This is a genomic window from Collinsella sp. OM08-14AT, from assembly GCF_003438115.1.
Lineage (GTDB): Bacteria > Actinomycetota > Coriobacteriia > Coriobacteriales > Coriobacteriaceae > Collinsella.
This window is the reverse complement of the sequence record NZ_QSTE01000001.1, coordinates 52,100-76,660: the sequence shown is the minus strand read 5'-3', so window position 1 is coordinate 76,660 and position 24,561 is coordinate 52,100. Positions and strand designations below refer to the sequence as shown.

The window sequence follows — 24,561 nt, the reverse complement described above, 5'->3', positions numbered from 1 at the left end:
CCTTTCAAAAGGGACCGCCCAGAACAACGGACGGTCGCATAAACGGTTTTCCTTAATGAACAACACGAACGGCAGGACCGCCCGGCACCGCCTCGCATACGCGACCGATAACGGCAGCGATGCGATCCTCAGCATGCAGACGGTGCGCGAGCTCATCCACATCGGCAGCAGGCGCCGCGATGAGCAAACCACCCGAGGTCTGCGGATCGTACAGCGCATCTAACATACCCGGCTCCAGGTCCTCGTCGGCAGCCACACGCGGGCCAAAGAAGTCCTGGTTGCGGTAGGAACCCGCGGGGATAATGCCCAGACGTGCCATGTCGAGCACCTGATCAAAGAGCGGCGCCGCCCCCGACGTAAGCTCGATCTGCACACCCGAGCCCTCGGCCATCTCGCACGCGTGCCCGATCAAGCCAAAACCCGTGACATCGGTGCAGCCGTGAAGCTCAAGTCCCTCGGCCAGACGAATCGGCGCCTCGTTGAGGGTGCGCATCGAGTCAAACATGGCTGCGGCCTCGTCCTGCTCGATGAGCTCGCCCTTAATGGCCGTGGTGATGATGCCCGAGCCGACCGCCTTGGTCAGCAGCAGAACATCGCCCACGTGCGCGCCGCTGTTGGCGAGCATGCGGTCGAGCGCGACAAAGCCGCTCACGGACAGGCCATACTTGGGCTCGTCGTCGTTGATGGTATGACCGCCCGCGATGGAGCAGCCGGCCTCGACGCACTTGTCGGCGCCACCCGCCAGAATCTGCCCGGCAACCTCAACGCCCAGGCAATTGGGAATGCACAGCAAGTTCATGGCATGGCTCGGCCGCCCGCCCATGGCGTAGATGTCCGACAGCGAGTTGGCCGCGGCGATCTGGCCGAACAGATAGGGATCGTCGACCATCGGCGGGAAGAAGTCGATGGACTGCACGAGACCCAAGTTCTCGCCAACGCGGAAAACGCTCGCATCGTCGGAGGTATCGAACCCCACGAGCAGGTTGTCGTTATGCACATTGGGTAAGTCGCCCAGGACCTGGGCGAGGGCTCCGGGAGCCAACTTAGCGGCTCAACCGCTCGCGGCAGTCATAGACGTGAGCTTAATCTGATCGTCAGCCATCGATACCTCCTCTCATCGGTCAATCATTTTCTCCCAGTATACGCATGAATGCGAGCCTGCAGCGGATGCATTAATTGAGCGCCTGTGCGCGAATCGCCGCACCGATGGCACCGGCAAAGCGGGCCTGGGGCGAGGTGGTGACCGGCGACCCCAGCAGCGCTGCCAGCCGCTCCACCACGAAGGCGTTCTCGCACAGGCCACCGGTCAGGTAGTACGGGGCGCCCGCGGCCTGCCCGGCCATGGTCGCCACGCGCGAGACAACGCTATCGATCACGCCACGCGCAATGTTCTCGCGCGGCTCACCGCGACCGATCAGGCTGATAACCTCGCTTTCGGCAAACACCGTGCACATGCTGCTGATCTTGGTAGGCTCGCCGGTGCGGGCGAGGTCTGCCATCTGCTGCTGGGAAATGCCTAGGCGGTCGGCCATGATCTCCAAAAAGCGCCCCGTGCCGGCGGCGCACTTGTCGTTCATGGCAAACTTGGCCACGCGGCCACTTTTAAGCTGAATGACCTTGGTGTCCTGGCCGCCCACGTCAATCACCGTGCCGTGATCGCCAAACAGGTGCACGGCACCGGTACCGTGGCAGGTAATCTCGGTCACGACCTTATGCGCATAGGGCACGGCGACACGGCCGTAGCCAGTCGCGACCACGCGAGCATCGTCGCCCGCCACGTCATAGCCGGCTGCGGCGAGCTCACCGCGCAGACGCTCGGCCGCATCGACCGAGGAGAACCCGGTTGGCTGCACGCACGTCCACGTCACCGAACCCGCGCCATCGACCACAGCAGCCTTAGCCGCCGTAGACCCGATATCGATCCCGATCCCTATCATGGCTCTCTCCTAATCCAAACATCAAAGACAGCGGCGCATTCAGGCGCCTTAGCTCTAGGTTTCTCAGGTGCCGGAGGTTGCCCCGAAAGAGGAGCGCAGCGTACTTTGGTACGCAAGCGACGGTTTGAGGGGCAAGATCCGGTGCCTGAGGAAGCTAGAGGGTCTCGATGAAGGCAGCGATGCGGGTCTCAATCTGGCCCATGTCGCCGTTGCTGTAGTCGGTCTCGATCTTCATATACGGAATACCCGCACCCTCGACGGCCTCCTGCATGCGTGCACTCTCCACGTTAAAGGTGTGGCACGCCTGGAGCACGCTCTCCACTACGCCATCGACGTGATACTTCTCGCACATGGCCAGCGTGTTCTCCATACGACCGTCGTTGGGCGTCATAACCGAGCAGTTGATATCCAGGTAGCGGTCGGCGATCGTACGCAGGATGTCGGGCGCATCCGGGTCGACCATCATGGCCGCCGTGCGCTCACCCGAGCAGTCATCCATACACACGACCACGCCGCCGTTGGACTCGATGGTGCGACCGATCTTGTTGATCACGCCGCCCACGGGGCAGCCGGTGATCAGGATGCGCTTGGCATCCGCCGCAACCGGGCGCTCGCCCGCGTCGTAGGCCTCGCGCAGCTTGGCAACCTTTTGCTCCAGTTGCTGCGTATAGGCCTCGATATCAAAGCTGAACGTACCAGCGAACATGGTGCTCATCAGGTCGACGCCGCTCATGGCCGCCGGCTGGTTGGCCTGCAGCGCAAACATCTCGAGCTGAGCCGCACGCAAACGGTTGCGACGACGGACGGCAGCGCGCAGGTCATCGTCGGTAATCGTGATGCCGTAGAAGCCCTCGAGTTCCTCCTTGAGCAGGCGGCACTCCTCGTACCAGCCCTCGCGCTCGTAGGCGCGGTCGCGACCCTGCGGAAGATGCAGAATGTGCGTGCGCTTAAGCTCGTTTAAGAGCTCGTACATCTTCTTCTTGCCGTCGCAGGTGGTCTCACCGATGATCATGTCGCTAAAGTACGTAAACGGGCACTTTTGCGAGTAGGCAAAGCCGTACGTCGATTTGATGAGCGGACACAGATTTGCCGGCAGCACTTTCTCGGCCTCGGGGATCACCTCATCGGACGTACCGCACAGAGCGACACTTGCGGCCCCCGCGGCATCGATAATCTCGAGCGGCGTATAGCTGCACAAAAAGCCGACCAGGCGATTGCCCGCCTGCTTATAATCCTTAACGCGAATAAACGCGGCCTTGCGCTGCTCGTTGAACTCCTCAAACGTGCTGGGCAACGGCTGCTCAATATTTTCCGACATATAACTCCTAAACCTTTTAACCAACCAAGGAAGCGGCTTTCCCAGGTGCCCGAGGTTGCCGTGAAAGAGGCGCGCCGCGTACTTTCGCACGCAAGCGACGGTTTGAACGGCAAGATCGGGTGCCTGGGAAAGCCGCCGGGACGGATAGCCCTAAATGGTTTCCAAGAAGGCCTCGATCCTGGTTTGCAGTTGGCCTGCATCCTCACCGGCGTAGTCGGTCGTGATGTGCATAAACGGAATGCCGGCTTCCTCGGCGGCCTTCTCCACGGCAAACGACTCCATCTCATAGAGCGTGCAGAACTGCAGGGCCACGTCGACGATGCCGTCGGCATGCAGGTCCTTGGCCATCTGGACAATGTCCTTCATACGCTGGTCGTTGGGCGTAAAGACGGCGCAGTTGATCTTAAAGTAGCGCTCGGCGATGGCATCGAGCATCTCGTCCACCGTCTCACCGGACTCGTCGACCAGGTCCTTGTAGTAGCGCGAGCCCGTGCAGGACTCCTCGCCTACCACAACGCCGCCGGCTTTCTCGATAAGGTTGAACAGCTTCCAGTTGGGCACGGCCATGGGCGTGCCGGTGTACAGAATGCGCTTGGTCCCCTTGGGCGCCACGCCCTCGCCGGCCTCGACACGCTGCTCGCACTCAGCCGCCATATCGTTAATGGCTCCGGTCAGACGTGGCGTGTCGTCCATAAAGGCGGCCTGAACGGTCAGCAGGCTGTCAAGACCGCTGATGGGCGCAGGGTCGGCAGCGCGCGTGGCAGCGAGGCGCTGCAGGGCGCGACGCTTCTCATTGACGGCGTGGATGGCGGCCTTCAGACGCTCAGGCGTAATCGTGACGCCGCACTCTTCCTCGATCTTGGCGGCGAGCTTCTTGACCTCGGCCTTCCAGGTCACGAGCGTTGACTCGTCGTGTACGTTGGGAATATCCATGACGTACATGTTCTTTTGCGTGGCAAAAAACTCGTAGGCTTTCTTCTTGCCATCGCAGGTGTTCTCGCCTACCACCAAGTCACTCGACTCAATGTAGGGGCAGACCTCGCCCAGCTTAAAGCCGGCAAAGCTCTTGATAAGCGGGCAGGTGTTGCGCGGCAGATGCTCCTCGACCTTATCCGTTGCCCAATCGGCGCCCGAGCACAGACCAACGGGAATGCCGTCACAGGCAAGCACGATCTCCTCGGGCACGTACACGCAGAACGAGCCCACGATCTTGGTGGCCTCGCCGGCCTCCTTCTTGTCGAGCATCTCCTTAATACGGCCGCTGTGGATGTTGGTGGCCACAAAGTCCAGGTAGGACGTGGACTTGGGGCGATTGTTCTGCGTCAAGAACATATCGCCGTACATCTGGCCCACGGCGCCCAGCAGCATGTCGTGGTCGGCAAGATTCATGCCGAGGCTCTCCCACATCGGATGGAAATCGAATTCTTCAGCCATGACGGTTCCCCTCTCGAACCAAAAACGGATAACAGCGGTATCGGTGCACGACGGGCGGCGATTGCCCTGCCGTGCTCAAACCCGGAATTTTGGGGAACCTGCTTTGCGGTTGACTATTTAGTTGTGCGTCGTCTCTCCCGGAGCCGTGAACATACCTGCTCATATGCGGCTCCGAGCGATATATAGGGCACGCGCGGCAACGCGGCGAATGTATGTCGTCTGTGGCATGCGCGCACCCTCCTTTACAAGTTAAGGTCAACTATATCAACGGTCATCGACCATGCGAACACCGTTGACATTCGTACGACAGCATCGTGTGCCGTCGTTTAATAAATAATTATCTTGATTGATAGGAGTTTGTCATCCCTCATTCGGCGAACGGCAAGACGAAGCCGCCGAGGCCTATATCCCCGACGGCATTACCCGGCGCTATCGACAAACCAAATGAATCCTGCTCGCATCAAAATGCATGCGCAAGGTCTCGTCGGCCTGCGGCAGCTCGTCGAAAGCCACGCTCACCTTGTTGACCTTCCACTGCAGACGCGTGGGTGCATCGACACGTGGCACGTCCAACAGCACCAGCCGCTCAAAGCGCGAATCGCTCACCCGGGCCACGTGTAAGTCGTAGCTGTTACGACCCCGCTCGGCACGGTTGTCAACATGGAAGTAACTTGCGCGAATCCCCAGGTACGCCACATCATCAGGAACCTCGCGACCCACATTAAAGGTCATGCCCCAGTCGAGAGCCTCAACTTCTTCGTCGCCGATCTTGCACGCCCGGCTTGTGTTCTTGCAGCCCGTCAAGCGCAGCGCGGCCAAGGTTTGCGGCCGGCGGACCACATCTTCGACGGAGCCGATCTCCTCCACATGCCCGTTATGCATCACGCAAATGCGCTGGCACAGGCGACACGCTTCGTCGATATCGTGGCTCACGTAGAGCACGGTGCGGTTGCACACGTCGAACAGGTCGAGCATGTTCTGCTCGAGCGCGCTCTTAAGGTAGGCATCGAGCGCGCTCATGGGCTCGTCGAACATAAAAATGCCCGGGTGTGCCGCCACCATGCGCGCAAGCGCCACGCGCTGCTGCTGACCACCCGAGAGGCGTGCGGGATAGCGGTCGGCAAAATCGGACAGACCAAAAATGCCCAGATAGCGCTCGGCGAGCTTTTTGCGTGCAGCGACGTCACCCGCATCCTGTACGCCGGCGCACACGTTATCGGCCACCGTCATATTGGGAAACAGCTGATAGTTTTGGAACAGCAGGGCGCATTTACGCTCCTGGGGCGATAGGTTGATGCCCGCCGCCGAATCAAAAAAGGTCACGCCGTTGACGACGATCTTGCCCTCGTCGGGCGTCTCCACACCGGCAATGCAGCGTAGCGTACAGCTCTTGCCGCACCCCGAGGCGCCCAGCAGCGCCACGCGCTCCTCTCCAGCCTCAAGCTGCATATCGAGCGTAAACCCGGGATAGCGCTTTTTGATATCCAGAACGATCGACATGGCCTATCGACCTCCCTGCAGAGTGGCATCATCGCGCATGAGCTCGGCCAGCGCCTCGCGATCGATACGCAGGGCATCGCCGCCCACCGGGTCGAGCGAATCGTCCGTATCGGCGAGTTCTTTGGCCCGCTTGCGCTCCGCACGGGAAAGGCCCCGCTCGCGATACTTTTGCGAATGCGCGGTGTACATGTTGATAAACAGGATGACCAGGAAACTAAACGCAATCACGACGACAACCCAAAAGAGGGCAACTGGGATGTTGCCACCCATCCACTCAAAGTAGATAGCGATGGGGATGGTCTGCGTAATACCGGCATAGTTACCCGCAAAGAAGAGGGTGCAACCGAACTCACCCATCGCACGGGCAAAGGCGAGCACCGTACCGGCGGCGATCGAGGGCCAGCCGAGTGGCATCATAAGCTTGGCAAAGATACGGCGCTCGGACCACCCCAGGGTTCTCGCGGCGTCGAGCATCTGCGTGTCCAGGCTCTCAAAGGCGCCGAGCGCCGTGCGGTAGACCAGGGGAAACGACACCACCACGGCAGATATCACCGCCGCTGGCCAGGTAAAGACGATCGAGATGCCGTGCGCGATAAGCCACTGGCCAACCCCGGTCGAGCGGCCAAACAGCATGAGGAGCAGAAAGCCGCACACCGTGGGAGGCAGCACCATGGGGATGGTAAAGGCCGAGTCGAGCAGGCCCTTCACGCGGCTCGTCGTGCCCATAGTCTTCCATGCGGCAAACAGGCCCAGCGCAAAGGCAATCACCAGGGCAAGGCCACTCGTTTTGATAGACACCCAAAGCGGGCGATAGTCGATGCCGGTCAAAAAGGCGACAAGGGACGCCAAGGGCTCCTGTTCATCTTGCATCATAACAGATGATGCTACCACGATTTGAGCGCTATCAAGCCAACGCGCGCCGCCCTTGGCATCACCCGAGGCTGATGCGATGACCACATAGCGGTCCCCATTCGCACCGCGCTCATCAAAGGCATAGGTATACCCACCGACATTAAACGCCGCTTCCGTCGTGGCATACCAAGGAAGATCCATGTCTTCCAGCCGTGCGCCTCCCATGCAGTTTGCGCTGTCGAGTTCACAGACGAGAGCCTTGAGACCCGATGCGCACTCGTTGTCCTGCGGATCCAATCCGTACTTCTCGACCGCCTTGGGCGATACCCACACCACAACGCGATCGGCAGCAGGCGCCACTACAAGGTCCACGTCCTCGTCAACGGGAAACCGGTAGCCCTCAGGCTGGCCCTCCATGGCACGAGCGGTCCCCCTGGCCAACCGCTCAAAACCCTCGATCCCATAGGAAAGCCCATGAGCGGTCGCAGCAACCTGAGCCCCGTCCTCAGCTTCCCCAGCAAACGCAAATCCTGGCACCCAGCAAAGCGCGAAGGTCAAAGCACAGGCGACAAGCATGCGGAATCTATTAAGCACGAAAAGCTCCAAGAGAATACAAGGACGGAGTTAAACACAAAACGATGGAATTATCGCGCCAGGCCGCACTACGCGGAAAGCTCAAATCCGTACTTAGCCCAAATCTTCTGCGCCTTCTTGTTGGTCAGACAGAAGTCGATGAACGCCTTGGCCTCGTCGGCGTGCTCGGAGCTCTCGGCAACGGCACCCGGATACACGATGGGCTTGTGCGAATCCTCGGGGCACACGAAGGCCTCCTCGATGCCGTCGTAGCGGAAGATGTCGGAGCTGTAGACAAAGCCGGCCACGCAGTCTCCCGTAGAGACGTAAGCTGCGGCGGTGCCGACCTTGTCGGCCAAAGCCACCTTGTCGGCGAGCTCGGGTGCATACTCACCGTCGTCGCCCTCGGTACCGGTGTAGAGCCCAACAGAAGCCAGCGCCTGGTTGGCATACTTGCCGGCGGGAACGGTCTTGGCGTCGCCGATGGCGATTTTGCCGTCCAGGCTCGCGACGTCGGCGATAGCCTCGACCTTGGTGTCGGAGCCCTCGGCACGAATAATCACGAGGTCGTTGACGAACATGTCCTCGCGCGTGTCGGCATCGACGAGCTCGGCGGCCTCGGCATTATCCATAGTGCCCTTAGAGGCCGTGATGAGCACGTCCACCGCAGCGCCGGCGCGCATCTGCTCGACAAGGTCGCCGGACGCCTTAAACTGCGTGTCGGCAAAGGTGGTACCGGTCTGATCGGTGTAGAGCTTCTGAACCTCGGGCAGAGCTTTCTCGAGCGAGTTGGCGGCAAATACCTGCAGCTCGACAGCCTTCTTGAAAGAAGTCTTGGCAGAACCCGCATCGGAGCCGGCCGGCTCAGACGTCTTGTTGCCCGAGCAGCCAGCAAGGCCAAGGCCGGCAGCGGCGACAGCAGAAAGCGAGACGAATCCGCGGCGAGAAACCATATCGAACATGTTCAACCCTTTCGAGCGCTACGCCCGGGCACCCCGCCGCGGGCTTTATCCTGTAATTGAATTATACTTTAGCGCGAATAATGCTTGTGATAAGAAATTATCGTTTGATAATTTCTTATACCGATAGCCGCAAGACGCTCGCGTTGTCGCCGCTTAAAAAAGCGGAGCGACCCATAAGGTCACTCCGCTACAGGCAAGCAGTTTAGCGAGCGTGTCCACCGCCCGCCGCCATGTGGGCCGCGTGCTCCAGCTGGTCGCTCACGGCCTCCCAGCTTTCGCGAGCCGCCTTCGTGGATCCCGGAAAGTTGATGACAAGCGCAGCCCCACGCTGCATGCACACGGCGCGCGAAAGCATGGCACGGCGCGTCTTGGTCATAGAGTATGCACGGATCGCCTCGGCAATACCCGGCACATCGCGGTCGCAGACGGCACGCGTCGCCTCGGGCGTCACGTCTCGCATCGAAAGCCCCGTGCCGCCGCAGGTGATGACCACGTTGGCCTGGCAATCGTCGGCCGCAGCCACAATGGCAGCACCGATCTCGTCAACATCGTCATGCACCACCGTATGCGAGGCAACCGTCCAGCCCTGCGCCGCGATGAGCTCCTCGAGTGCAGCGCCTGCCTCGTCCTGGGCAAGATCGCGCGTATCCGAGCACGTCACGATTGAAATCTTCAACTCCATAGCACTCCTCCTACAGCACGGTGCCCTCGGGCAGATCGACTCGGACGACATCCACGACGTCGCCCGGCTCAAGATCGCACGGACCCTCGTTGATGCGCAACAGGCAGTTCGCACGCTGCATGGTTCCGAGCAGCGCCGAGTTCTGGCTGTGCGCCTCGGTGACCGTAAGCTCACCCGTCTGCGCATCGCGCGCAACCGTGGCGCGATCATAGAAGCGTCGGTCCTGTCGCTTCTTCACGCCGTGGGTAAGAACCGCCTGCTGCACGGGACGCGCACCCTCGGCAAAGCCGCGCATCTTGCGAATCGCCGGGCGGGCGAGCATCTCAAAGCCCACATAGGCCGCCGCGGGGTTGCCCGAAAGCCCCAGATAGGGCTTGCCGCCGAGCAGGCCAAACGTAATGGCCTTGCCGGGACGCAACGAAATGCGATCGAACAGCACCTCGCCCTCGCGCCGAACCAGCGCCGTCACGTAGTCGTAGTCGCCAGCCGAGGCGCCGCCGCTCGTAATGACAAAATCGCACTCTTGCGCGGCGCGGTGCACCAGCTCGGCAATCGCCCGCTCGTCGTCGGGCGCAATGCCGTAGAACACCGGGTCGGCCCCAGCATCGAGTGCCTCGGCCATTAACGCCGAGGAATTGGAATCGCGAATCTGCCCACGCGCCGGCAGTTGGCCGGGCGCGACCAGCTCCGTGCCCAGCGAGATAATGCCCACACGCGGCGCGGCATGCACCTTCACGCTCGCATACCCGGCGCTCGCCAACAAGCCGGCGCCCGCCGGAGCCACGACCTCGCCGGCGTGCATCACAACATCGCCGGCATGGGCCTCCTCGGCGGCAGAGCGAACGTTCTCCCCTACCTTGGCAGGCACCGAGAACCTCACACGCGAACCCTCGTTGCCGTCACCGACGAGCACATCGACGATCTCATACTTCACCACGGCATCGGCACCTTCGGGTACCGGCGCGCCCGTCATGATGCGGACCGTCTCGCCCGCGCCGATTGTGCCCTCAAACACATGGCCCGCAGCCTCGTGTCCGATAACGTCGAGCGTCACCGGCGCCTCGCCAGATGCCTGCGCCAAGTCCGACGAGCGCACGGCATATCCGTCCATAGCGCTGTTGGCATACGGCGAGATGTCGATATCGGCCACCGTATCCTCTGCCAAGGGAAGACCGGCGGCCTGCCACACGGGAACCTCGACGACTTCGGTGCGATTCACGTGCGACAAGACGATCGCCTGCGCGTCCTCCAACGGAATGAGTTTCTCAGCCATATACACCTCTAGCATGCTGCGGCGCGCAACAAAAGCGCCGATTCTTTATGTTTCTCTCAGTATAATCCCTCGACGCGCGACCGCGACTTGGCCTGTACCCGCAAATACATCTGTCGGCCGCAAGCCGCGAAACAAAACCAAAACCAACCCACCGGCTCGTCGCGTTTACCGCGTTTTATAATGCTCGTGTTGCAACCCAAAAGAGGAACGTATGACTTTTACCGACAAACCCGAAAGCGCAAACGAAGCGCAGGATCATTCTCAGTCGCTCGACGACGGCGGCTTTTTCTCCCTGAACGACGTCATCATGGCCGGCAGGCATCAGCTCACCCGCTCCGAGCATCTCTTGGCCGCCGACACGCGCCGCAACGCCCGCAACCTACTCGCGAGCGCCAAGTTGCTCACACTCGTCGTCATCGTCTCGCTCGCCATGGGCGTTGCCGCCTGGGCGTTTTTGACCTCGCTGAATATCGCGACCGACTATCGCGAGCACCATGCATGGGTCTACGCCTTGCTTCCCGTTGTGGGCGTTGCCACCGCATGGGTGTACAAAAACCACGGCCTTGCCGCCAAACGCGGTAACAACCTGGTCATCGACTCCGCTCTGGGCACACGCCTCATCCATATGCGCATGGCCGTTCTCACCTTCGTCTGCTCCACGCTCACGCACCTAACGGGCGGATCTGCCGGTCGCGAGGGGGCCGCGGTGCAGATTGGCGGCACCATCGCCAGCAACATCTCGAACCTCGCCCACCTCAAAAAACATGACCACCACGACCTCATGCTCGCCGGCATCTCGTCGGCCTTTGGCGCCGTATTCGGCTCGCCCCTTGCTGGAGCTTTCTTTGGCATGGAGATGTGCTTTATCGGCAAGATCGACTACACCGCGGGCATCTACTGCCTGGTCGCCTCGTTTACCGGCTACTTTACGTCACTTGCCTTGGGAACCGAGTACGAGGCGAATGTCATCGCCAGCGTTCCCAACATGACACCACGGACGGTTGTCATCGTTGTTATCAGCGCCATTATCTTCGGTCTGACGGCACGCCTCTTTGCCTGGTCGGTTCGAACCGTCAAAAGCCTTTACGGTCGCTTTATCACCAATTACCTTACTCGCGCACTCGTGGGCGCACTCGTGGTTTTGGCCGCCTATGCCCTCCTTGACGCCTGGGACTACGCCGGCCTTTCCACGTGGCTTTCCAGCGCCGGATTTGCAGGCAACGCCACCCTGGCGGACGCAGCCATCAAGTTGGTCGTCACAGCGCTTACCCTGGGCGCGGGCTTCCAAGGCGGCGAGGTCACGCCCCTGTTTGGCATCGGTGCGGCACTCGGTGGCTGGATCGGTTGCCTTACCGGGCTTGACCCCAGTTTTCTGGCGGCTCTCGGCATGCTCGGCGTGTTCTGCGCCGGCCTCAACGTGCCCATCACCACCTGCATGATGGCCATCGACCTGTTCCACGGCACGGCCGCCGGGTTCTTTGTCATCGTGGCCTTTATCAGCTACCTAACCGGCGGACACCGCGGCGTGTACCCCGCCCAGCGCATCATCTCACCCAAGCGCCGCTCGCTTATTGTGGATGAGGGAGGTACGGTAGCGGATGCTATCGAGCGCCACAACGACCTGATAGAGTAGATGTAATAATCGCCGTGCAGCCACAATCGGGGCTAATTCGACCTGAGCGCGACCGCACTGTCATGTCACACGCCGGGAGTCGCCCCATGCACGCAACTGATTTTGGTCGCACGCTCATCATCGCCAACCCAGCCGCCCAGTCGGGTGCGGCACGCGAAGTTGCCGAGCGCCTGCAACGCTTTTTGGACATGACTGCACGCGCATCCCAGTTTGACCTGGTGTTGACCGAGCGTATGGGACACGCCAAGGAGCTGGCCGCACAGGCTCAGGGCTATCGCACCGTTATCGCACTCGGCGGCGACGGCGTGATTCACGAGGTCGTCAACGGGCTTATGACGCAAAAGGAGGACGCCCGCCCCGCTCTTGCCGTCCTGCCCGTGGGCTCCGGCAACGATTTTGCCCAGACGCTCGGCATCGACGATTTCTCCGGCAAGGATTTTGGCGCGCTGCTCACCTGCGAGCTGCAGCGTCAGGATATCGGGCGCATTCGCTCGTGGAGCCCTGCGAGCGGCAGCGGCGAGGCTACCGTTGAGTACTACGACCAGACGCTCTCGGTCGGCATCGATGCTGCCATCGGCCTTAGCACCACCGAGCTGCGCAAAAAGACCGGCTTGACGGGCGCGCCGCTCTACACCCTCTCGGGACTTGAGCAGTTTGGCCTACGCTATCGCAACTATCCTATGACAGTCAGCTTTGACGGCGCGCCCGCCGAGCGCGTGAGGGCGATCATCATGGCGATTCAGCTTGGTCCTACCTATGGCTCGGGCTATCGCATCTGCCCCGATGCCGACCCCTGCGACGGCATGCTCGACGTCTGCTACGCCTGCGGCCCCGTCCCTCGCGCGGTAGCCCTGCCTATGTTCCTTTCGGCCAAGGACGGCCACCATACCAAGTTGCCACCGGTTCGCATGCGCCGCTGCCGCCATGCCGAGCTAACTTTTGAGGAGCCCGACTACCCCATCCAGGCCGACGGCGAGCCCATCGTCGCCTCGCGCATCGAAGTCGACATCCTACCCGGCGCCCTCCAAGTCTGGCACCCAACCCGCTAACCCCACCTAAGTTGCGGTGAAATAGGGACTGTTTATGCAGTTAAAGCCGCGAAACAGTCCCTATTTCACCGCAACTTATTGAGAAGATCATTCCTCCCCGCCCGGCTTGCGACGGTTAGCCTTTTTAATCGCATTGAAGTGCTTGTCGTTGAGCCTGCGCTGGCGCGATCGCTGGGGCACTTTGGTCTTGACGCGACGGCGCGGCGGACGGCCACGACGCTCAAGCTCTGCACGCAGCTTACGCAGGCAGCTCGCGCGATTCTGAAACTGACTACGGCTCTCGCGCGCCGTCACGGTAATTCCCGAAGGGATATGTTTCATACGCACCGCCGAGTCCGTCGTGTTCACACCCTGGCCGCCCGGGCCCGTCGCACGAAACACCTGAACCTCGCAGTCGCGTGCCAACCCCTCAACCGACATCTCGGCATAGCGCGCATACTCGCGCCATCCCATCTTGTTCTCATCCATATCAACACCTCCCCTCATACAAAAAATGTGACAAAGGGACAGTCCCTTTGTCACATCGCATACCAATCGCTTGTGTTGCGCGCTTAAGCGAAGGTGATCTCGCCGGTATCGCAGTCCATATCGGCGATACGGGCCAGGCTCTCAACGCGGAAGCCGCGCTCGCGGAGCTTATCGCCACCGCCTTGGAAGCCCTTCTCCACCGCGATGCCAATGCCGGCAACCTCGGCACCCGCAGCCTCGCAGATCTTGATAAGACCCTCGAGTGCGCAGCCGTTGGCCAGGAAGTCGTCGATAATCAGGACCTTGTCGACCTCGGACAGGAAGCGCTTGCCAACGATGACCGGGTACTCCTTCTGCTTGGTAAAGGAGTAGATGGTCGTGGCATACTGCTCGCCATCGAGGTTGATGGACTGTGCCTTCTTAGCAAAGACCACCGGTACGCCGCCAAAATGCTGAGCTGCGATGCAAGCCATGCCAATGCCCGAAGCCTCAATCGTCAGGATCTTGTTGATCTCGACATCCTTGAACAGACGGGCCCACTCGGCGCCCATGTGGTCGAACAGCTCAACGTCGCACTGGTGGTTGAGGAAGGCATCAACCTTAAGGACGTTACCGGCCTTTACGATGCCGTCATGGCGAATACGATCCTCAAGCTCCTGCATGGCGCAACCCCTTCTCGCGGCAACGATACCGCGCGATTAATAAACGTTGTTCGATAGTCTACCACGGACCGACCCCCGCCCGCCCCACAAGCCGCATCGCACCACAAACCAGTCTTTTTGGGACGGCGCGAATCGTGGCAGACAGCCTCCCAACACGCTAATGGCGGGCGCGCATCTTCACCAAACGCACCATGGCAAGCGCAAAGCCCACAGCGGCCACAGCCATAAGCACGTAGAACACCGAGCGAAAGCCGAATAGGAACACATCCGGACGGCCTGCAACAAAACTGGTCACGGCCTCGCCCATCGCCACGCTCATCTGCCCATAAAGGATATGCGAACCTGCCGTAATACCCAGCGCCATGCCCGCATAGCGCGCCAAGCTGCCCAAGCTACCTGCAAAGCCAAGTGCCTCGCGCGGAGCCGAGCCCATGTACAGCGAGTTGTTGGGGCTCTGGAAAATCGACGTGCCGCACGACATAAACGCGACACAGCACACGATCACAGGGATGGAGGAATGCTCGTTGAGCGTGCTTACCGCAAAGAGACCGCATACGTACACACCCAGGCCGACCGCCGTGGGACCCTCGCAGCCAACACGGTCCGAAACCGTACCCGAAAGCGGGCCGATAAAGGCATTCACCATCGGCAGCGCCAAAAAGAGCAGTCCGGAAATATCGGAGCTAAAGCCATGGGCATCCTGGAAATAGAACGGCAGCACAAACTCAGATGCACCGATGCCGATGAACACGATAAGCATGCATGCCAAGTTAATCGTAAAAGCCGAACTCGCAAAGCAGCGACGCGCGGCCTCCGCCAGCGACATGGGGCGCTCGCCGGCCTCCGGCTTAACATGCGGCAGTGTGTAAAGCCCCACGATAAACGAGATGACGCCAATGGGCAGGTTGATGAGGAAGATGCTCTCCCAGGGAAAGCTTGCCACCAGCATGCCGCCCAGCACGGGGCCGCACGTCATGCCGAGGGCCACAAAGGTCGCGAGGATACCCATAGCACGACCGCGCTCGCGCGCCGGAAACGACTCGGTGATGATACCCATGTTGTTAGCCATGGCCGCCGCGCAACCGACGCCCTGAACGATGCGTGCCAGGATAAGAACTTCGAGCGAGGCCGAAAGGCCGCACAGCAGCGAGCCGACCGTAAAGACGATGACGCCCAGCTGGAATACGCCCACCTTGCCGCGCACGTCGCCCAGACGGCCAAACGGAAGCATAGCCACGCATGTCGCAAGCAGATACACCGAGCTCACCAGCTGGATGCGGTCGAGGCCCACGCCCAGCTCCTTTTGCATCACGGGCAGTGCCACGGTCACGACGGTCGAATCCAGACACGCCATAAACGTCATGATGAGCACGGTAAACAGAATCGCCCATTTGTTCTTGCCATGGGTATCGCCCTCTAGGGCAATGTGCTCGCGGCGCAGCTGCTCTGCGGTTTTCTCCATATCCATCCTTTCGAGTGGCGCAACACAAAAACGGGGCCCCAATCGCCTGCAAACAGCCGCGATTGGGGCCCCGCCTACGGAATCGGAACTATATGTCACCGGAACCCCAAGAGGCTCCGTCGCTTCATACGAGAAGCTAGCCTAGCACTGCTCGAGCGCCTGCTCAAGGTCGGCAATCAGATCGGCCGTGTCCTCGAGGCCGCACGACAGGCGCACCATGTCGGCGGAGATGCCGCAGGCGATGAGCTCCTCATCGTTCATCTGACGGTGCGTGGCGTTAGCGGGATGCAGGCAGCAGGTGCGAGCATCGGCCACATGCGTGGCGATCTGGGCGAGTTTAAGGCTCTTCATAAAGGTCTCGGCCGCCGCGCGACCACCGTTAAAGCCAAAGCTCACGACGCCGCAGGTACCGTTGGGCATGTACTTCTGAGCCAGGTCATAGTACTTATCGCCCTCCAGGCCCGGATAGCTCACAAAGCGCACCTTGGGATGGCTCTGCAGGAACTTAGCAACGGCCAGGCCGTTCTCACAATGACGCGGCATACGCACATGCAGGCTCTCGAGCGAGCTATTCAGGAAAAACGCCGCCTGCGGGTTCTGCATGGGGCCGAGGTCGCGCATGAGCTGAGCGGTTGCCTTGGTAATGAAGGCACCCTCGCGACCGAACTTCTCGGCATAGGTCACGCCGTGATAGCTCTCGTCGGGCGTGGTGAGACCCGGGAACTTGTCTGCATGGGCCATCCAGTCAAACTGGCCGTGGTCAACGATCACGCCGCCCAGGTAGGCCGCATGCCCATCCATGTACTTGGTGGTAGAGTGCGTGACGATGTCGGCGCCCCACTCAAAGGGACGGCACATCACGGGCGTCGGGAAGGTGTTGTCGACCATCAGCTGCACGCCGTGGTCATGCGCGGCCTTGGCAAAGCGCTCAATATCGAGCACGGCAAGGGCGGGGTTGGCAATCGTCTCGCCAAAGACGAGCTTGGTATTGGGCTCAAAGGCTGCCTCCAGCTCCTCATCGGTGCAGTCGGGGGCGACAAACGTGCAAGTCACGCCCATGCGGCCCATGGTGTGGGCGAGCAGGTTATACGTACCGCCGTAGATAGCAGAGCTCGCGACCACGTGATCACCGGCACCGGCCACGTTAAAGATCGCGAGGAAGTTCGCGGCCATGCCCGAACTCGTGAGCATCGCAGCGGTGCCGCCCTCCATCTCGCAGATCTTGGCGGCGACCAGATCGCACGTGGGATTCTGCAGACGGCTGTAGAAGTAGCCCGACTCCTCCAGGTCAAACAGCTTGCCCATGTGCTCGGACGTGTCGTATTTCCACGTGGTGGACTGGTAGATGGGCACCTGGCGCGGCTCCGCATCGCCCGGATGATAGCCGCCCTGAACGCACGTGGTACCGATAGTCTGCTCGCACATATCCAACTCCCTTACTTGGGTTTTGTTTTATTCGGTTCACAATACCGCTACCCCGCACCCCTCTCAACCCATCCCGCCGATAGGTTATGGGACAAATTAATCAGGTTTATTTGTCCCAAATCTTAAGAAAGTGTTCGATGGCGAAAAACAATGAGATATGCACTGCGGTCTCGATAAGCGAATGCGCCAGCAAGGGTACCATAGGCGGGTACACCGCAATCAAGGAGACACCGATGAAGCAGATTGATACCACTCAGCTCAACACTGCCACCTGCCAGGCTCAGGCTGCCGAATACCACGCCAGCAGCTTTAACTGCGCGCAGGCCGTCGCCTGCACGCTCGCGCCCGCCGTCGGGCTCGACCCCCAGGTCGCCTTTACCCTCACCGAGGGCTTTGGCGCCGGCATGGGCGGCATGACCGAAACTTGCGGCGCCATCTCGGGCGCCGTGGCCATCATGGGCTTTGTAATGAGCGATGGCATGGAAAACCCCAAGACCAAGGGCCAGACCTACAAACTGTCGCGCGAGATCGCCAAACGTTTTGGCGAGAAGAACACGACGACCGTCTGCGGCACGCTCAAGGGCGTCGGATCGGATAAGGGTCCGCTCCGCAGCTGCCCCGGTTGCATCGACGATGCCGTCGAAATCGCCTGCGATGTACTAAAGCAGCTCGCCGAGTAAACGGCAGCGACATAAAACGACAGCCGGCGCGCTTGGGATTCATCCAAATGCACGACGGCCGTCGTCGTTAGAACTCAGCAAACTCGGGAGCGCTGACCTCAATCTCCTCGCGCCCCGCCATAAGCTCGCGCATCTTAGCGCAAAACGGCTCTTGCTCCCCCGCTTTAAACACCAAGTGAAGTGTCACAGCATCCGCGTAATCGGTATCCGAAACCTTGGCACCCGAATCCTGCGCCAAGCGAAGCACCTGCTCATACTGTGGATAGGCCACATGCACATCAACCGGCACGACGCTCGTCATCTCGACGATCTGCCCGGCCTCCTGAGCCGCGGCCACCGCCGCCTGCGTCGCCGCGGTATAGGCGCGCACCAAACCACCAGGCCCCAACAGCGTGCCACCAAAATAGCGTGTCACTACGCAGCAAACATTTTTGAGCCCCGCACCGCGCAGCACCTCGAGCGTCGGCATACCACTCGTGCGGCTCGGTTCACCATCATCGCTCTGGCGCTCGCGTCCATCGACCAAAATCCACGCGGGAACATTGTGTCGAGCGTCATAATGACGCTTGCGAACCATCTCGATAAAGGCATTCGCCTCGTCCTCGGACTCAATATGGACCAGCTGGGCAATAAACCGGCTCTTGCGGTCCACAAACTCGCCCGAAACCTCAATATTCGATTGCAGAGTAAAATAGCTGTCCAACAAAGCCCCTCAACAAAATAAAGCGCAGCAACAAACAGCCTCAATAATACGATAACCCTAGTAAAAAGAATGGCAACGCCGATGATTCCGTCAACGAAAGCGAGAACCCGTCAGCGCGAGCAAGGTGCCTTGAAAGCCGAGGGCATTGACCTTATGGTCATGCCCGAAGGTTTGAAAGGCAGATTGCCGCGCTGACGGGTTCGCAGCGTCAACAAAGTGCCGAGTGGGCCGATAAGCCGGGTTCTGTCGTGAACGGTCATTTATCTTGTCTGCACGTTACCGTGCAGCTCCACGCACGCTACCCGAACGCGGACCGGGCCGGCCCATAGCGTTCCTATTCGCGCTTGCTCCGGATGGGGCTTGCCAAGCCGCCGTGTTGCCACGACGCTGGTGGTCTCTTACACCACCGTTTCAGCTTTTCCCTTTACGCCTTGCGACGCAGGTGGGAGTCTTCTTTTCTGCGGCGCTTTCCGTCGGATCACTCCGCCCGGCCGTTAGCCGGCATCCCGCCCTCTGGAGCCCGGACTTTCCTCACGCGTACCGCAAGCAGTACATCGCGCGACCGTCTGGCCCACTCAGCAGTGCAAGAGTGTAGCACACCGCCGCCACAGGCAACGGCACAACACAAGCGCTCGACACGATAAACCAAGAAGCGCCCATGCGCTACAATAATCCCGTCGATGGGCAACGTTGTCAGTCGAGACGCGACCGCGCTCCGCACCCCTCCGTCTACTCGGTGCGTTCCCGCCTCCTCCCCGAGGCGGGATGTCGGCTTTTTCATGCACCGACAATTCAATAGCCTGTGGACAGCCCGGCAGCATTGCGCATCTCGGTGCCAAATGCAAAAAGGGACCCGTCCATTACGGACGGATCCCTTAAAACAAGTGATCGTCAAACCGATTTACTCGGCGTCAGTCTCCTCGTCCTTCTTCTCGGAAGGCAGCGGGGTAACCTCGATCTCGACGCCCAGAGTCTCAGCAGCGGACTTCATGGACAGGGAGATACGACGACGGTCGAGGTCGATCTCCATGACCTTGACCTGAACCTTGTCGCCCACGTGGGTGACCTGAGAAGGCTGATCGACGTGCTTGTTGGCCATCTCGGAGATGTGCACCAGGCCCTCGATGCCCTCGCCCAGATCGACGAAAGCGCCGAACGGGACAAGCTTGGTCACAGTGCCCTCGACGATAGCGCCGACGGGATACTTCTTGACCAGTGCGCGCCACGGATCCTCGGTGGTCTGCTTGAGACCCAGGGAGATGCGCTCGCGGTTGAGATCGACGTCGAGAACCTCGACCTCGACCTCCTGGCCGACCTTGACAACCTCGGAAGGATGGTTGACGTGGTTCCAGGAGAGCTCGGAGATGTGGATGAGGCCGTCGATACCGCCGAGGTCGACGAAGGCGCCGAAGTCGACGATGGAGGAAACGGTGCCCTGGAGACGCATGCCAGACTTGAGCTTGGACAGGATCTCGGAGCGCTCGGCCTTACGGGACTCCTCGAGCACGACGCGACGGGAGAGGACAACGTTGTTGCGGTTGCGGTCCATCTCGATGACGCGGGCCTCGATGCGGGTGCCCATGTAGGAGGTGAGGTCCTTGACGCGACGGAGGTCGACGAGGGAAGCGGGCAGGAAGCCACGCAGGCCGATGTCGAGGATCAGGCCGCCCTTGACAACCTCGATAACCTCGCCCTCGACGTTCTCGCCGGAGTTGAACTTCTCCTCGATGCGGTTCCAAGCACGCTCGTACTCGGCACGCTTCTTGGACAGGACCAGACGACCGTCCTTGTCCTCCTTCTGGAGAACCAGAGCCTCGATGGGATCACCGAGTGCAACGATGTCTGCAGGGTTAGCGTCCTTGCGGATGGACAGCTCGCGGACCGGGATAACGCCCTCGGACTTGAATCCGATGTCAACGAGCACCTCGTCATGCTCGATCTTAACGACAGTGCCGTTAACGAGATCGCCCTCATCAAAGTCGGTAATCGTACCGTCGATGAGGTTGTTCATCTCCTCCTCGTTGACATCGTCAAGAGAGAAAATGGACGAGTTCTGAATCTCACTCAAAGGTGGACCCCTTTCGAACTACGGGGCCCCGATTGCTAGGACCTACAGAAGGGTGCGACAAGCACACAACGTTTAGGAACACTCGGGAGCCGACAGATACTAATGTGACGCTTATGCAATCACGTTCGTATAGGTTACGGGGAAATGAGTTCGATTTCAAGCGTGAACTGCCATTTTTTACTCGTATGGAGACTTTTTCGCAATCTTGTGAACGACTGTCTCCACAAGCTGACGATAAGCAGTTGGGCATACGGCTTTGGAGTAAAGTATCCCAAGCCAACGATTCTGGAACGATTTTTCGAGAAAGGTGCCCGCGTGCTCAAAGCAGTCGTTTTCGATATGGACGAAACGCTTCTTAGCATCAACCTCAACGCGTTCATCCTTCGATATTTTAAGGATGTCTCTTCGATGCTCGCGGATATCGGGCGCCGCAGCCGCGGTGGCACGATGGCACGCCTCGGCACCATCCTGGTCGACCTCAACGCCAATCGCCGCAGCAGCACGGACAATCGCACCAATCTTGAGTTTTACCAAGAAGAGGTCGAGCGCCGATGCGGCATTTGCCTCTCGGACCCACTTATCTACGAGGCGTTTACCTACTACGACCGCGAAGTTCTTCCGTACAAGAATGACGAACTCATCAACGCCCATGCCATGCCGGGCGCACACGCCGCGCTTCAGACCGTACAGGACGCAGGGCTGCGCTGCGCGCTCTTTACCAACCCCAGCTTTCCGCAGGGGGCCATCGAGTGCCGCATGGGTTGGGGCGACCTGGCCGACGCCCCCTTTGAGCTCGTCACGCACATGGGAAACGCCACCCGCTGCAAGCCTGATGCCACCTACTATCTAGAGCAGCTTCAGGTGATGGGACTCGAACCGCACGAGGTCCTTATGGTGGGCAACGATCCCAAACGCGACTTCCCTAGTCCCGCCTGCGGCATTCAGACTGCCTATGTAGGCCAGGGCAAGCCCAACCGAGTCACCTGGCGCGGAACCATGGAAGGCTTCGCCCGCGACTTTAACGCCGTAGTAGAAGCCTTCTACGAACACCAAGTAGCCGACGAACTGTCCTAGCACACTTGGGTTTTGCCGATCATGATGTTGAGGATCTCGACATCGGTATCTTTCATGCCCACACGGCCTACGTAGCCCATACTGGCGATTGTCTGCTCAACGGTATCTTGGATCAGGCCCTCGCCGGCGCGGAAGCCGCGACCCTGCATGGCCATATCATGGCCCAGAATCGCTGCATCGACGGCAGCCGAGATCTTGGCGGCACAGCTCGCCTTGGCGCCGTCGCACACGATGCCGCCCACGTTACCGAGCGTATTCGAGACCGTCGCGCCAATCTGCTCGCGCGTGCCACCGCACAGCCAGGTAATCGCAGCGCCGGCGCCGCACGCGGCGCAAATAGCACCGCAAAACGCCGAAAGCGCACCAATATAGCTCTTGATATGCACGGCGATAAGATCGGACAGCATCACGGCGCGCACCAGACGCTCGTGGTCGCAACGCAGGTACTCGGCATACTCCATGACGGGCAATGCGCAGGTAATGCCTTGATTGCCCGAGCCGCACACAATGGCGACCGGCAGCGCGCAACCGTTCATGCGGGCGTCGGACCCGGCGGCCGCACGGGCACGGGCACGGCAGGCGACGTCATCGGCACGAGCACCTAGCAGCGTACGACCCACCTCGGCGCCCCAAGCGTGCGCAAGGCCCTCGGCACTGATTGCGCCATTCAGCTCAATCTGACGCTCAACGGCAGCGCGGGCGCCCTCAATGTCACCGTCCTCGATAAAGTCGATGATGGAATCAATGGACATGGGCGTATCGGCGTTATCTGCCGCACGCTCGGCCACCACGCGCTCGGCGCAGGCGGCGCACTCCCCCGCCGACTTGCCGCATACCGGAATACCATCGAGCGTATGGCACGTGACATTAGTGTGGTGATCGGTAATCTCGACGACCGCGGTATGGCCCCCGGCCGTCGCAGTCACCTTGATGTAGAGGTTGGGCACACCCTCGACAAGCGACACATCGCAGTAGCCAGCGTCGGCGAGGAGCTCGGCCACACGAGCGCGGTCTTCATCGTTAACGCTCTCGAGCACCTCGAGCGCGCTCTTGGCGTCACCGCCCACGGCGCCCAGCACGGCCGCGGCCTCAATACCGTGCATACCGCCCGAGTTGGGCACGGTCACGCTCTTAACGTTCTTGATTATGTTACCCGAGCAGGCAACATCCATATGATCGGGTTCGCAACCGAGCGTCTGGCTCGCCAGCGCCGCTGCATAGGCAACGGCAATGGGCTCGGTGCAGCCGAGTGCACAGACAAGCTCGCGGTTCAAAACATCGCAAAACGCGGCATCACGGATGGAATCGGTAGGCATAGGTATCTCCTGCTTGCATAACGGGCTGGACTCTCAAAAAAGTTAGCTCCTTTATTTGATAACAATGCATCAAAAACCGCAACCACGGTTCCGGCGGACGGCGCTCAAGCACAAACTGGCGGCATTCATTCATGAAAAGCAGGTCTTGTTGCATGCTAAAGCGTTTGACCAAAAAACGCCCGAGCGTTTACACAAAAGTCGCGCTATCATGCAGTCGAACGCGGTAAAACCTTTAGCAATTCCGCCGCACGGACCAGAGAGGAACCACTCATGAAGATCGGTATCGGTAACGACCACGCCGCCGTCGAGCTCAAGAACATCATTTCCGAGCACCTGAAGGAGCGCGGCTGCGAGGTCGTGAACTATGGCACCGACACCTCCGAGAGCTTCGACTACCCCATCGCCGGTTACAAGGTGGGCAAGGCCGTGGCCAACGGTGACGTCGACCTGGGTATCTTGATCTGCGGTACCGGCGTCGGGATTAGCCTGGCTGCCAACAAGGTCGAGGGCGTACGCGCCGTCGTGTGCTCCGAGCCCTTCAGCGCCAAGCTCTCCCGTATGCACAACAACACCAACGTGCTGGCCTTTGGCGCCCGCGTCGTGGGCTCCGAGCTCGCCAAGATGATTGTCGACGAATGGCTCGACGCCGAGTTTGAGGGCGGCCGCCACGAGCGTCGCGTCAATCTCCTCAACGAGATCGACCAGACCCGCGGACTAAAGATTGTCGACGAGGCCTAAAGACTTACAAAGCCATACGCTAGCGCCAGCCCCCGCCCGGAAGAAACATCCGGACGGGGCTCTTTAGTAGTTTTCTATGCGTTTACCAAAAATCTACCGGAATAAAAGGGCGCCGCGGTTGGAATTCCGCGGCGCCCAAGCCACACGCTAACAGCTTTAAGGAGTCAAAGCTGGTTTAGTCAAAGAAGCGCTTGATCTCGATCTCGGCGTTCTCCAGGCAGTCGGAGCCGTGGATCACGTTGGCGTTGACATCGACAGCGAAGTCGCCGCGAATGGTGCCGGGCGCAGCATCAAGCGGGTTGGTAGCGCCCATAAGGGTGCGCATCTTGGAAACAGCGGAGAGACCGGAAACGACCATCTTGACGACCGGACCGCTCGTCATAAAGTCGCAGAGACCGCCAAAGAAGGGCTTGTCGGCCAGATGGGCGTAGTGCTCCTCGACGGTAGCGCGCTCGAGCGTGGTCATCTCCATGCGCTCGATGACAAGGCCGCTACGCTCAATACGAGCAACGATCTCGCCGATCTTGCGATCGCGCACCGCGTCGGGCTTAATCATGATGAAGGTCTTCTCGATAGCCATAAGGTAGCCTTTCAAGTAGGTTCGCGCGTGCCCAAGTCCCATTCCGGCACCCGCCTGTACTGCATCGTAACAGAGTTTTAGCTGCAGTTAAACAAAAAGCTGTTTATTGAAACGCTGCAATTTATTAAAGCGCTCCATATATGTCACTTCTGTTTCGAAGCCCGATTAGAGT

General features: G+C 60.2%; 22 protein-coding genes and 1 other RNA gene. 5 read left to right on the top strand and 18 right to left on the bottom strand.

Annotated elements, in window-relative coordinates:
- Positions 1–52: 52 nt before the first annotated feature.
- From selD to glp, 9 genes are all read right to left on the bottom strand, one after another.
- On the bottom strand, positions 53–1,102 hold the full coding sequence (gene selD / locus DXC18_RS00340) for a selenide, water dikinase SelD (RefSeq protein WP_255413447.1): 1,050 nt from the start codon (positions 1,100–1,102) through the stop codon (positions 53–55).
- 70 nt (positions 1,103–1,172) lie between these two features.
- Complete coding sequence (locus tag DXC18_RS00335) at positions 1,173–1,937, bottom strand: acyl-CoA dehydratase activase (protein ID WP_117715986.1); 765 nt, start codon at positions 1,935–1,937, stop codon at positions 1,173–1,175.
- 154 nt (positions 1,938–2,091) lie between these two features.
- The gene (locus DXC18_RS00330; RefSeq protein ID WP_117715985.1) at positions 2,092–3,255 is read right to left on the bottom strand and encodes a double-cubane-cluster-containing anaerobic reductase; all 1,164 of its coding nucleotides are present in this window, start codon (positions 3,253–3,255) and stop codon (positions 2,092–2,094) included.
- 150 nt (positions 3,256–3,405) lie between these two features.
- The gene (locus DXC18_RS00325; protein ID WP_117584066.1) at positions 3,406–4,689 is read right to left on the bottom strand and encodes a double-cubane-cluster-containing anaerobic reductase; all 1,284 of its coding nucleotides are present in this window, start codon (positions 4,687–4,689) and stop codon (positions 3,406–3,408) included.
- A 429-nt stretch (positions 4,690–5,118) separates the two neighbouring features.
- A complete protein-coding gene (locus DXC18_RS00320; protein WP_117715984.1) occupies positions 5,119–6,189 on the bottom strand; it encodes a sulfate/molybdate ABC transporter ATP-binding protein in 1,071 nt (356 codons plus the stop codon).
- A gap of 3 nt (positions 6,190–6,192) precedes the next feature.
- Positions 6,193–7,458, bottom strand: a complete 1,266-nt coding sequence (gene modB, locus DXC18_RS00315) for a molybdate ABC transporter permease subunit (protein WP_233508956.1) — start codon at positions 7,456–7,458, stop codon at positions 6,193–6,195.
- A gap of 245 nt (positions 7,459–7,703) precedes the next feature.
- A complete protein-coding gene (gene modA / locus DXC18_RS00310) occupies positions 7,704–8,576 on the bottom strand; it encodes a molybdate ABC transporter substrate-binding protein (protein WP_117715982.1) in 873 nt (290 codons plus the stop codon).
- 202 nt (positions 8,577–8,778) lie between these two features.
- On the bottom strand, positions 8,779–9,258 hold the full coding sequence (locus DXC18_RS00305; RefSeq protein ID WP_117715981.1) for a molybdenum cofactor biosynthesis protein B: 480 nt from the start codon (positions 9,256–9,258) through the stop codon (positions 8,779–8,781).
- 10 nt (positions 9,259–9,268) lie between these two features.
- Positions 9,269–10,546, bottom strand: a complete 1,278-nt coding sequence (gene glp, locus DXC18_RS00300; protein WP_233508955.1) for a gephyrin-like molybdotransferase Glp — start codon at positions 10,544–10,546, stop codon at positions 9,269–9,271.
- 196 nt (positions 10,547–10,742) lie between these two features.
- Here glp and DXC18_RS00295 point away from each other — a divergent pair, with 196 nt between their 5' ends.
- Complete coding sequence (locus DXC18_RS00295) at positions 10,743–12,164, top strand: chloride channel protein (protein ID WP_199412150.1); 1,422 nt, start codon at positions 10,743–10,745, stop codon at positions 12,162–12,164.
- A gap of 86 nt (positions 12,165–12,250) precedes the next feature.
- Entirely contained in the window at positions 12,251–13,213 is a 963-nt protein-coding gene (locus tag DXC18_RS00290) for a diacylglycerol kinase family protein (protein ID WP_117715980.1), read from the top strand.
- Between the two features lie 87 nt (positions 13,214–13,300).
- Here DXC18_RS00290 and DXC18_RS00285 read toward each other — a convergent pair whose 3' ends face one another.
- The 4 genes from DXC18_RS00285 to DXC18_RS00270 form a co-directional block, all read right to left on the bottom strand.
- The gene (locus DXC18_RS00285) at positions 13,301–13,681 is read right to left on the bottom strand and encodes a peptide chain release factor-like protein (protein ID WP_369831813.1); all 381 of its coding nucleotides are present in this window, start codon (positions 13,679–13,681) and stop codon (positions 13,301–13,303) included.
- An 83-nt stretch (positions 13,682–13,764) separates the two neighbouring features.
- Positions 13,765–14,343, bottom strand: coding sequence for a xanthine phosphoribosyltransferase (locus DXC18_RS00280; RefSeq protein ID WP_117715979.1), 579 nt, complete (start codon positions 14,341–14,343; stop codon positions 13,765–13,767).
- 157 nt (positions 14,344–14,500) lie between these two features.
- The gene (locus DXC18_RS00275) at positions 14,501–15,805 is read right to left on the bottom strand and encodes an MFS transporter (protein ID WP_117715978.1); all 1,305 of its coding nucleotides are present in this window, start codon (positions 15,803–15,805) and stop codon (positions 14,501–14,503) included.
- Between the two features lie 141 nt (positions 15,806–15,946).
- A complete protein-coding gene (locus tag DXC18_RS00270; RefSeq protein ID WP_117715977.1) occupies positions 15,947–17,230 on the bottom strand; it encodes an O-acetylhomoserine aminocarboxypropyltransferase/cysteine synthase family protein in 1,284 nt (427 codons plus the stop codon).
- 233 nt (positions 17,231–17,463) lie between these two features.
- Between DXC18_RS00270 and DXC18_RS00265 the strand changes: the two genes are divergently transcribed.
- Entirely contained in the window at positions 17,464–17,910 is a 447-nt protein-coding gene (locus DXC18_RS00265; RefSeq protein WP_117715976.1) for a C-GCAxxG-C-C family protein, read from the top strand.
- A 67-nt stretch (positions 17,911–17,977) separates the two neighbouring features.
- On the opposite strand, the gene DXC18_RS00260 is transcribed toward DXC18_RS00265, so the two are convergent.
- The 3 genes from DXC18_RS00260 to rpsA all read right to left on the bottom strand — a co-directional run bounded on the left by DXC18_RS00260 (position 17,978) and on the right by rpsA (position 20,681).
- Positions 17,978–18,616 carry a YigZ family protein gene (locus tag DXC18_RS00260; protein WP_195403962.1) on the bottom strand — a complete coding sequence of 213 codons (639 nt, stop codon included), beginning with the start codon at positions 18,614–18,616 and terminating at the stop codon, positions 17,978–17,980.
- 213 nt (positions 18,617–18,829) lie between these two features.
- Positions 18,830–19,191, bottom strand: an RNA gene (gene rnpB / locus DXC18_RS00255) — RNase P RNA component class A.
- A gap of 323 nt (positions 19,192–19,514) precedes the next feature.
- Positions 19,515–20,681: a 30S ribosomal protein S1 gene (gene rpsA, locus DXC18_RS00250; protein ID WP_022095232.1), complete on the bottom strand. Its 1,167-nt coding sequence runs from the start codon at positions 20,679–20,681 to the stop codon at positions 19,515–19,517.
- A 162-nt stretch (positions 20,682–20,843) separates the two neighbouring features.
- On the opposite strand from rpsA, the gene DXC18_RS00245 reads away from it, so the two are divergent.
- The gene (locus DXC18_RS00245) at positions 20,844–21,755 is read left to right on the top strand and encodes an HAD family hydrolase (protein WP_370445782.1); all 912 of its coding nucleotides are present in this window, start codon (positions 20,844–20,846) and stop codon (positions 21,753–21,755) included.
- On the opposite strand, the gene DXC18_RS00240 is transcribed toward DXC18_RS00245, so the two are convergent.
- The gene (locus DXC18_RS00240; protein WP_117629410.1) at positions 21,752–23,071 is read right to left on the bottom strand and encodes a serine dehydratase subunit alpha family protein; all 1,320 of its coding nucleotides are present in this window, start codon (positions 23,069–23,071) and stop codon (positions 21,752–21,754) included. The two genes, DXC18_RS00245 and DXC18_RS00240, sit on opposite strands and share 4 nt — an antisense overlap.
- Before the next feature lie 270 nt (positions 23,072–23,341).
- Between DXC18_RS00240 and rpiB the strand changes: the two genes are divergently transcribed.
- Positions 23,342–23,809 carry a ribose 5-phosphate isomerase B gene (gene rpiB, locus DXC18_RS00235; protein WP_117629409.1) on the top strand — a complete coding sequence of 156 codons (468 nt, stop codon included), beginning with the start codon at positions 23,342–23,344 and terminating at the stop codon, positions 23,807–23,809.
- A 175-nt stretch (positions 23,810–23,984) separates the two neighbouring features.
- On the opposite strand, the gene ndk is transcribed toward rpiB, so the two are convergent.
- On the bottom strand, positions 23,985–24,389 hold the full coding sequence (gene ndk / locus DXC18_RS00230; protein ID WP_117715975.1) for a nucleoside-diphosphate kinase: 405 nt from the start codon (positions 24,387–24,389) through the stop codon (positions 23,985–23,987).
- Positions 24,390–24,561: the final 172 nt, after the last annotated feature.

Coding starts and splice junctions, on each gene's coding strand:
- DXC18_RS00320 (WP_117715984.1), bottom strand. CDS start 6,189: ATGTCGATCGTTCTGGATATCAAAAAGCGCTATCCCGGGTTTACGCTC.
- DXC18_RS00285 (WP_369831813.1), bottom strand. CDS start 13,681: ATGGATGAGAACAAGATGGGATGGCGCGAGTATGCGCGCTATGCCGAG.
- modB (WP_233508956.1), bottom strand. CDS start 7,458: ATGGAGGGCCAGCCTGAGGGCTACCGGTTTCCCGTTGACGAGGACGTG.
- DXC18_RS00265 (WP_117715976.1), top strand. CDS start 17,464: ATGAAGCAGATTGATACCACTCAGCTCAACACTGCCACCTGCCAGGCT.
- DXC18_RS00280 (WP_117715979.1), bottom strand. CDS start 14,343: ATGCAGGAGCTTGAGGATCGTATTCGCCATGACGGCATCGTAAAGGCC.
- DXC18_RS00240 (WP_117629410.1), bottom strand. CDS start 23,071: ATGCCTACCGATTCCATCCGTGATGCCGCGTTTTGCGATGTTTTGAAC.
- ndk (WP_117715975.1), bottom strand. CDS start 24,389: ATGGCTATCGAGAAGACCTTCATCATGATTAAGCCCGACGCGGTGCGC.
- rpiB (WP_117629409.1), top strand. CDS start 23,342: ATGAAGATCGGTATCGGTAACGACCACGCCGCCGTCGAGCTCAAGAAC.
- glp (WP_233508955.1), bottom strand. CDS start 10,546: ATGCTAGAGGTGTATATGGCTGAGAAACTCATTCCGTTGGAGGACGCG.
- DXC18_RS00275 (WP_117715978.1), bottom strand. CDS start 15,805: ATGGAGAAAACCGCAGAGCAGCTGCGCCGCGAGCACATTGCCCTAGAG.
- DXC18_RS00325 (WP_117584066.1), bottom strand. CDS start 4,689: ATGGCTGAAGAATTCGATTTCCATCCGATGTGGGAGAGCCTCGGCATG.
- modA (WP_117715982.1), bottom strand. CDS start 8,576: ATGTTCGATATGGTTTCTCGCCGCGGATTCGTCTCGCTTTCTGCTGTC.
- DXC18_RS00335 (WP_117715986.1), bottom strand. CDS start 1,937: ATGATAGGGATCGGGATCGATATCGGGTCTACGGCGGCTAAGGCTGCT.
- DXC18_RS00270 (WP_117715977.1), bottom strand. CDS start 17,230: ATGTGCGAGCAGACTATCGGTACCACGTGCGTTCAGGGCGGCTATCAT.
- DXC18_RS00330 (WP_117715985.1), bottom strand. CDS start 3,255: ATGTCGGAAAATATTGAGCAGCCGTTGCCCAGCACGTTTGAGGAGTTC.
- DXC18_RS00295 (WP_199412150.1), top strand. CDS start 10,743: ATGACTTTTACCGACAAACCCGAAAGCGCAAACGAAGCGCAGGATCAT.
- DXC18_RS00305 (WP_117715981.1), bottom strand. CDS start 9,258: ATGGAGTTGAAGATTTCAATCGTGACGTGCTCGGATACGCGCGATCTT.
- DXC18_RS00290 (WP_117715980.1), top strand. CDS start 12,251: ATGCACGCAACTGATTTTGGTCGCACGCTCATCATCGCCAACCCAGCC.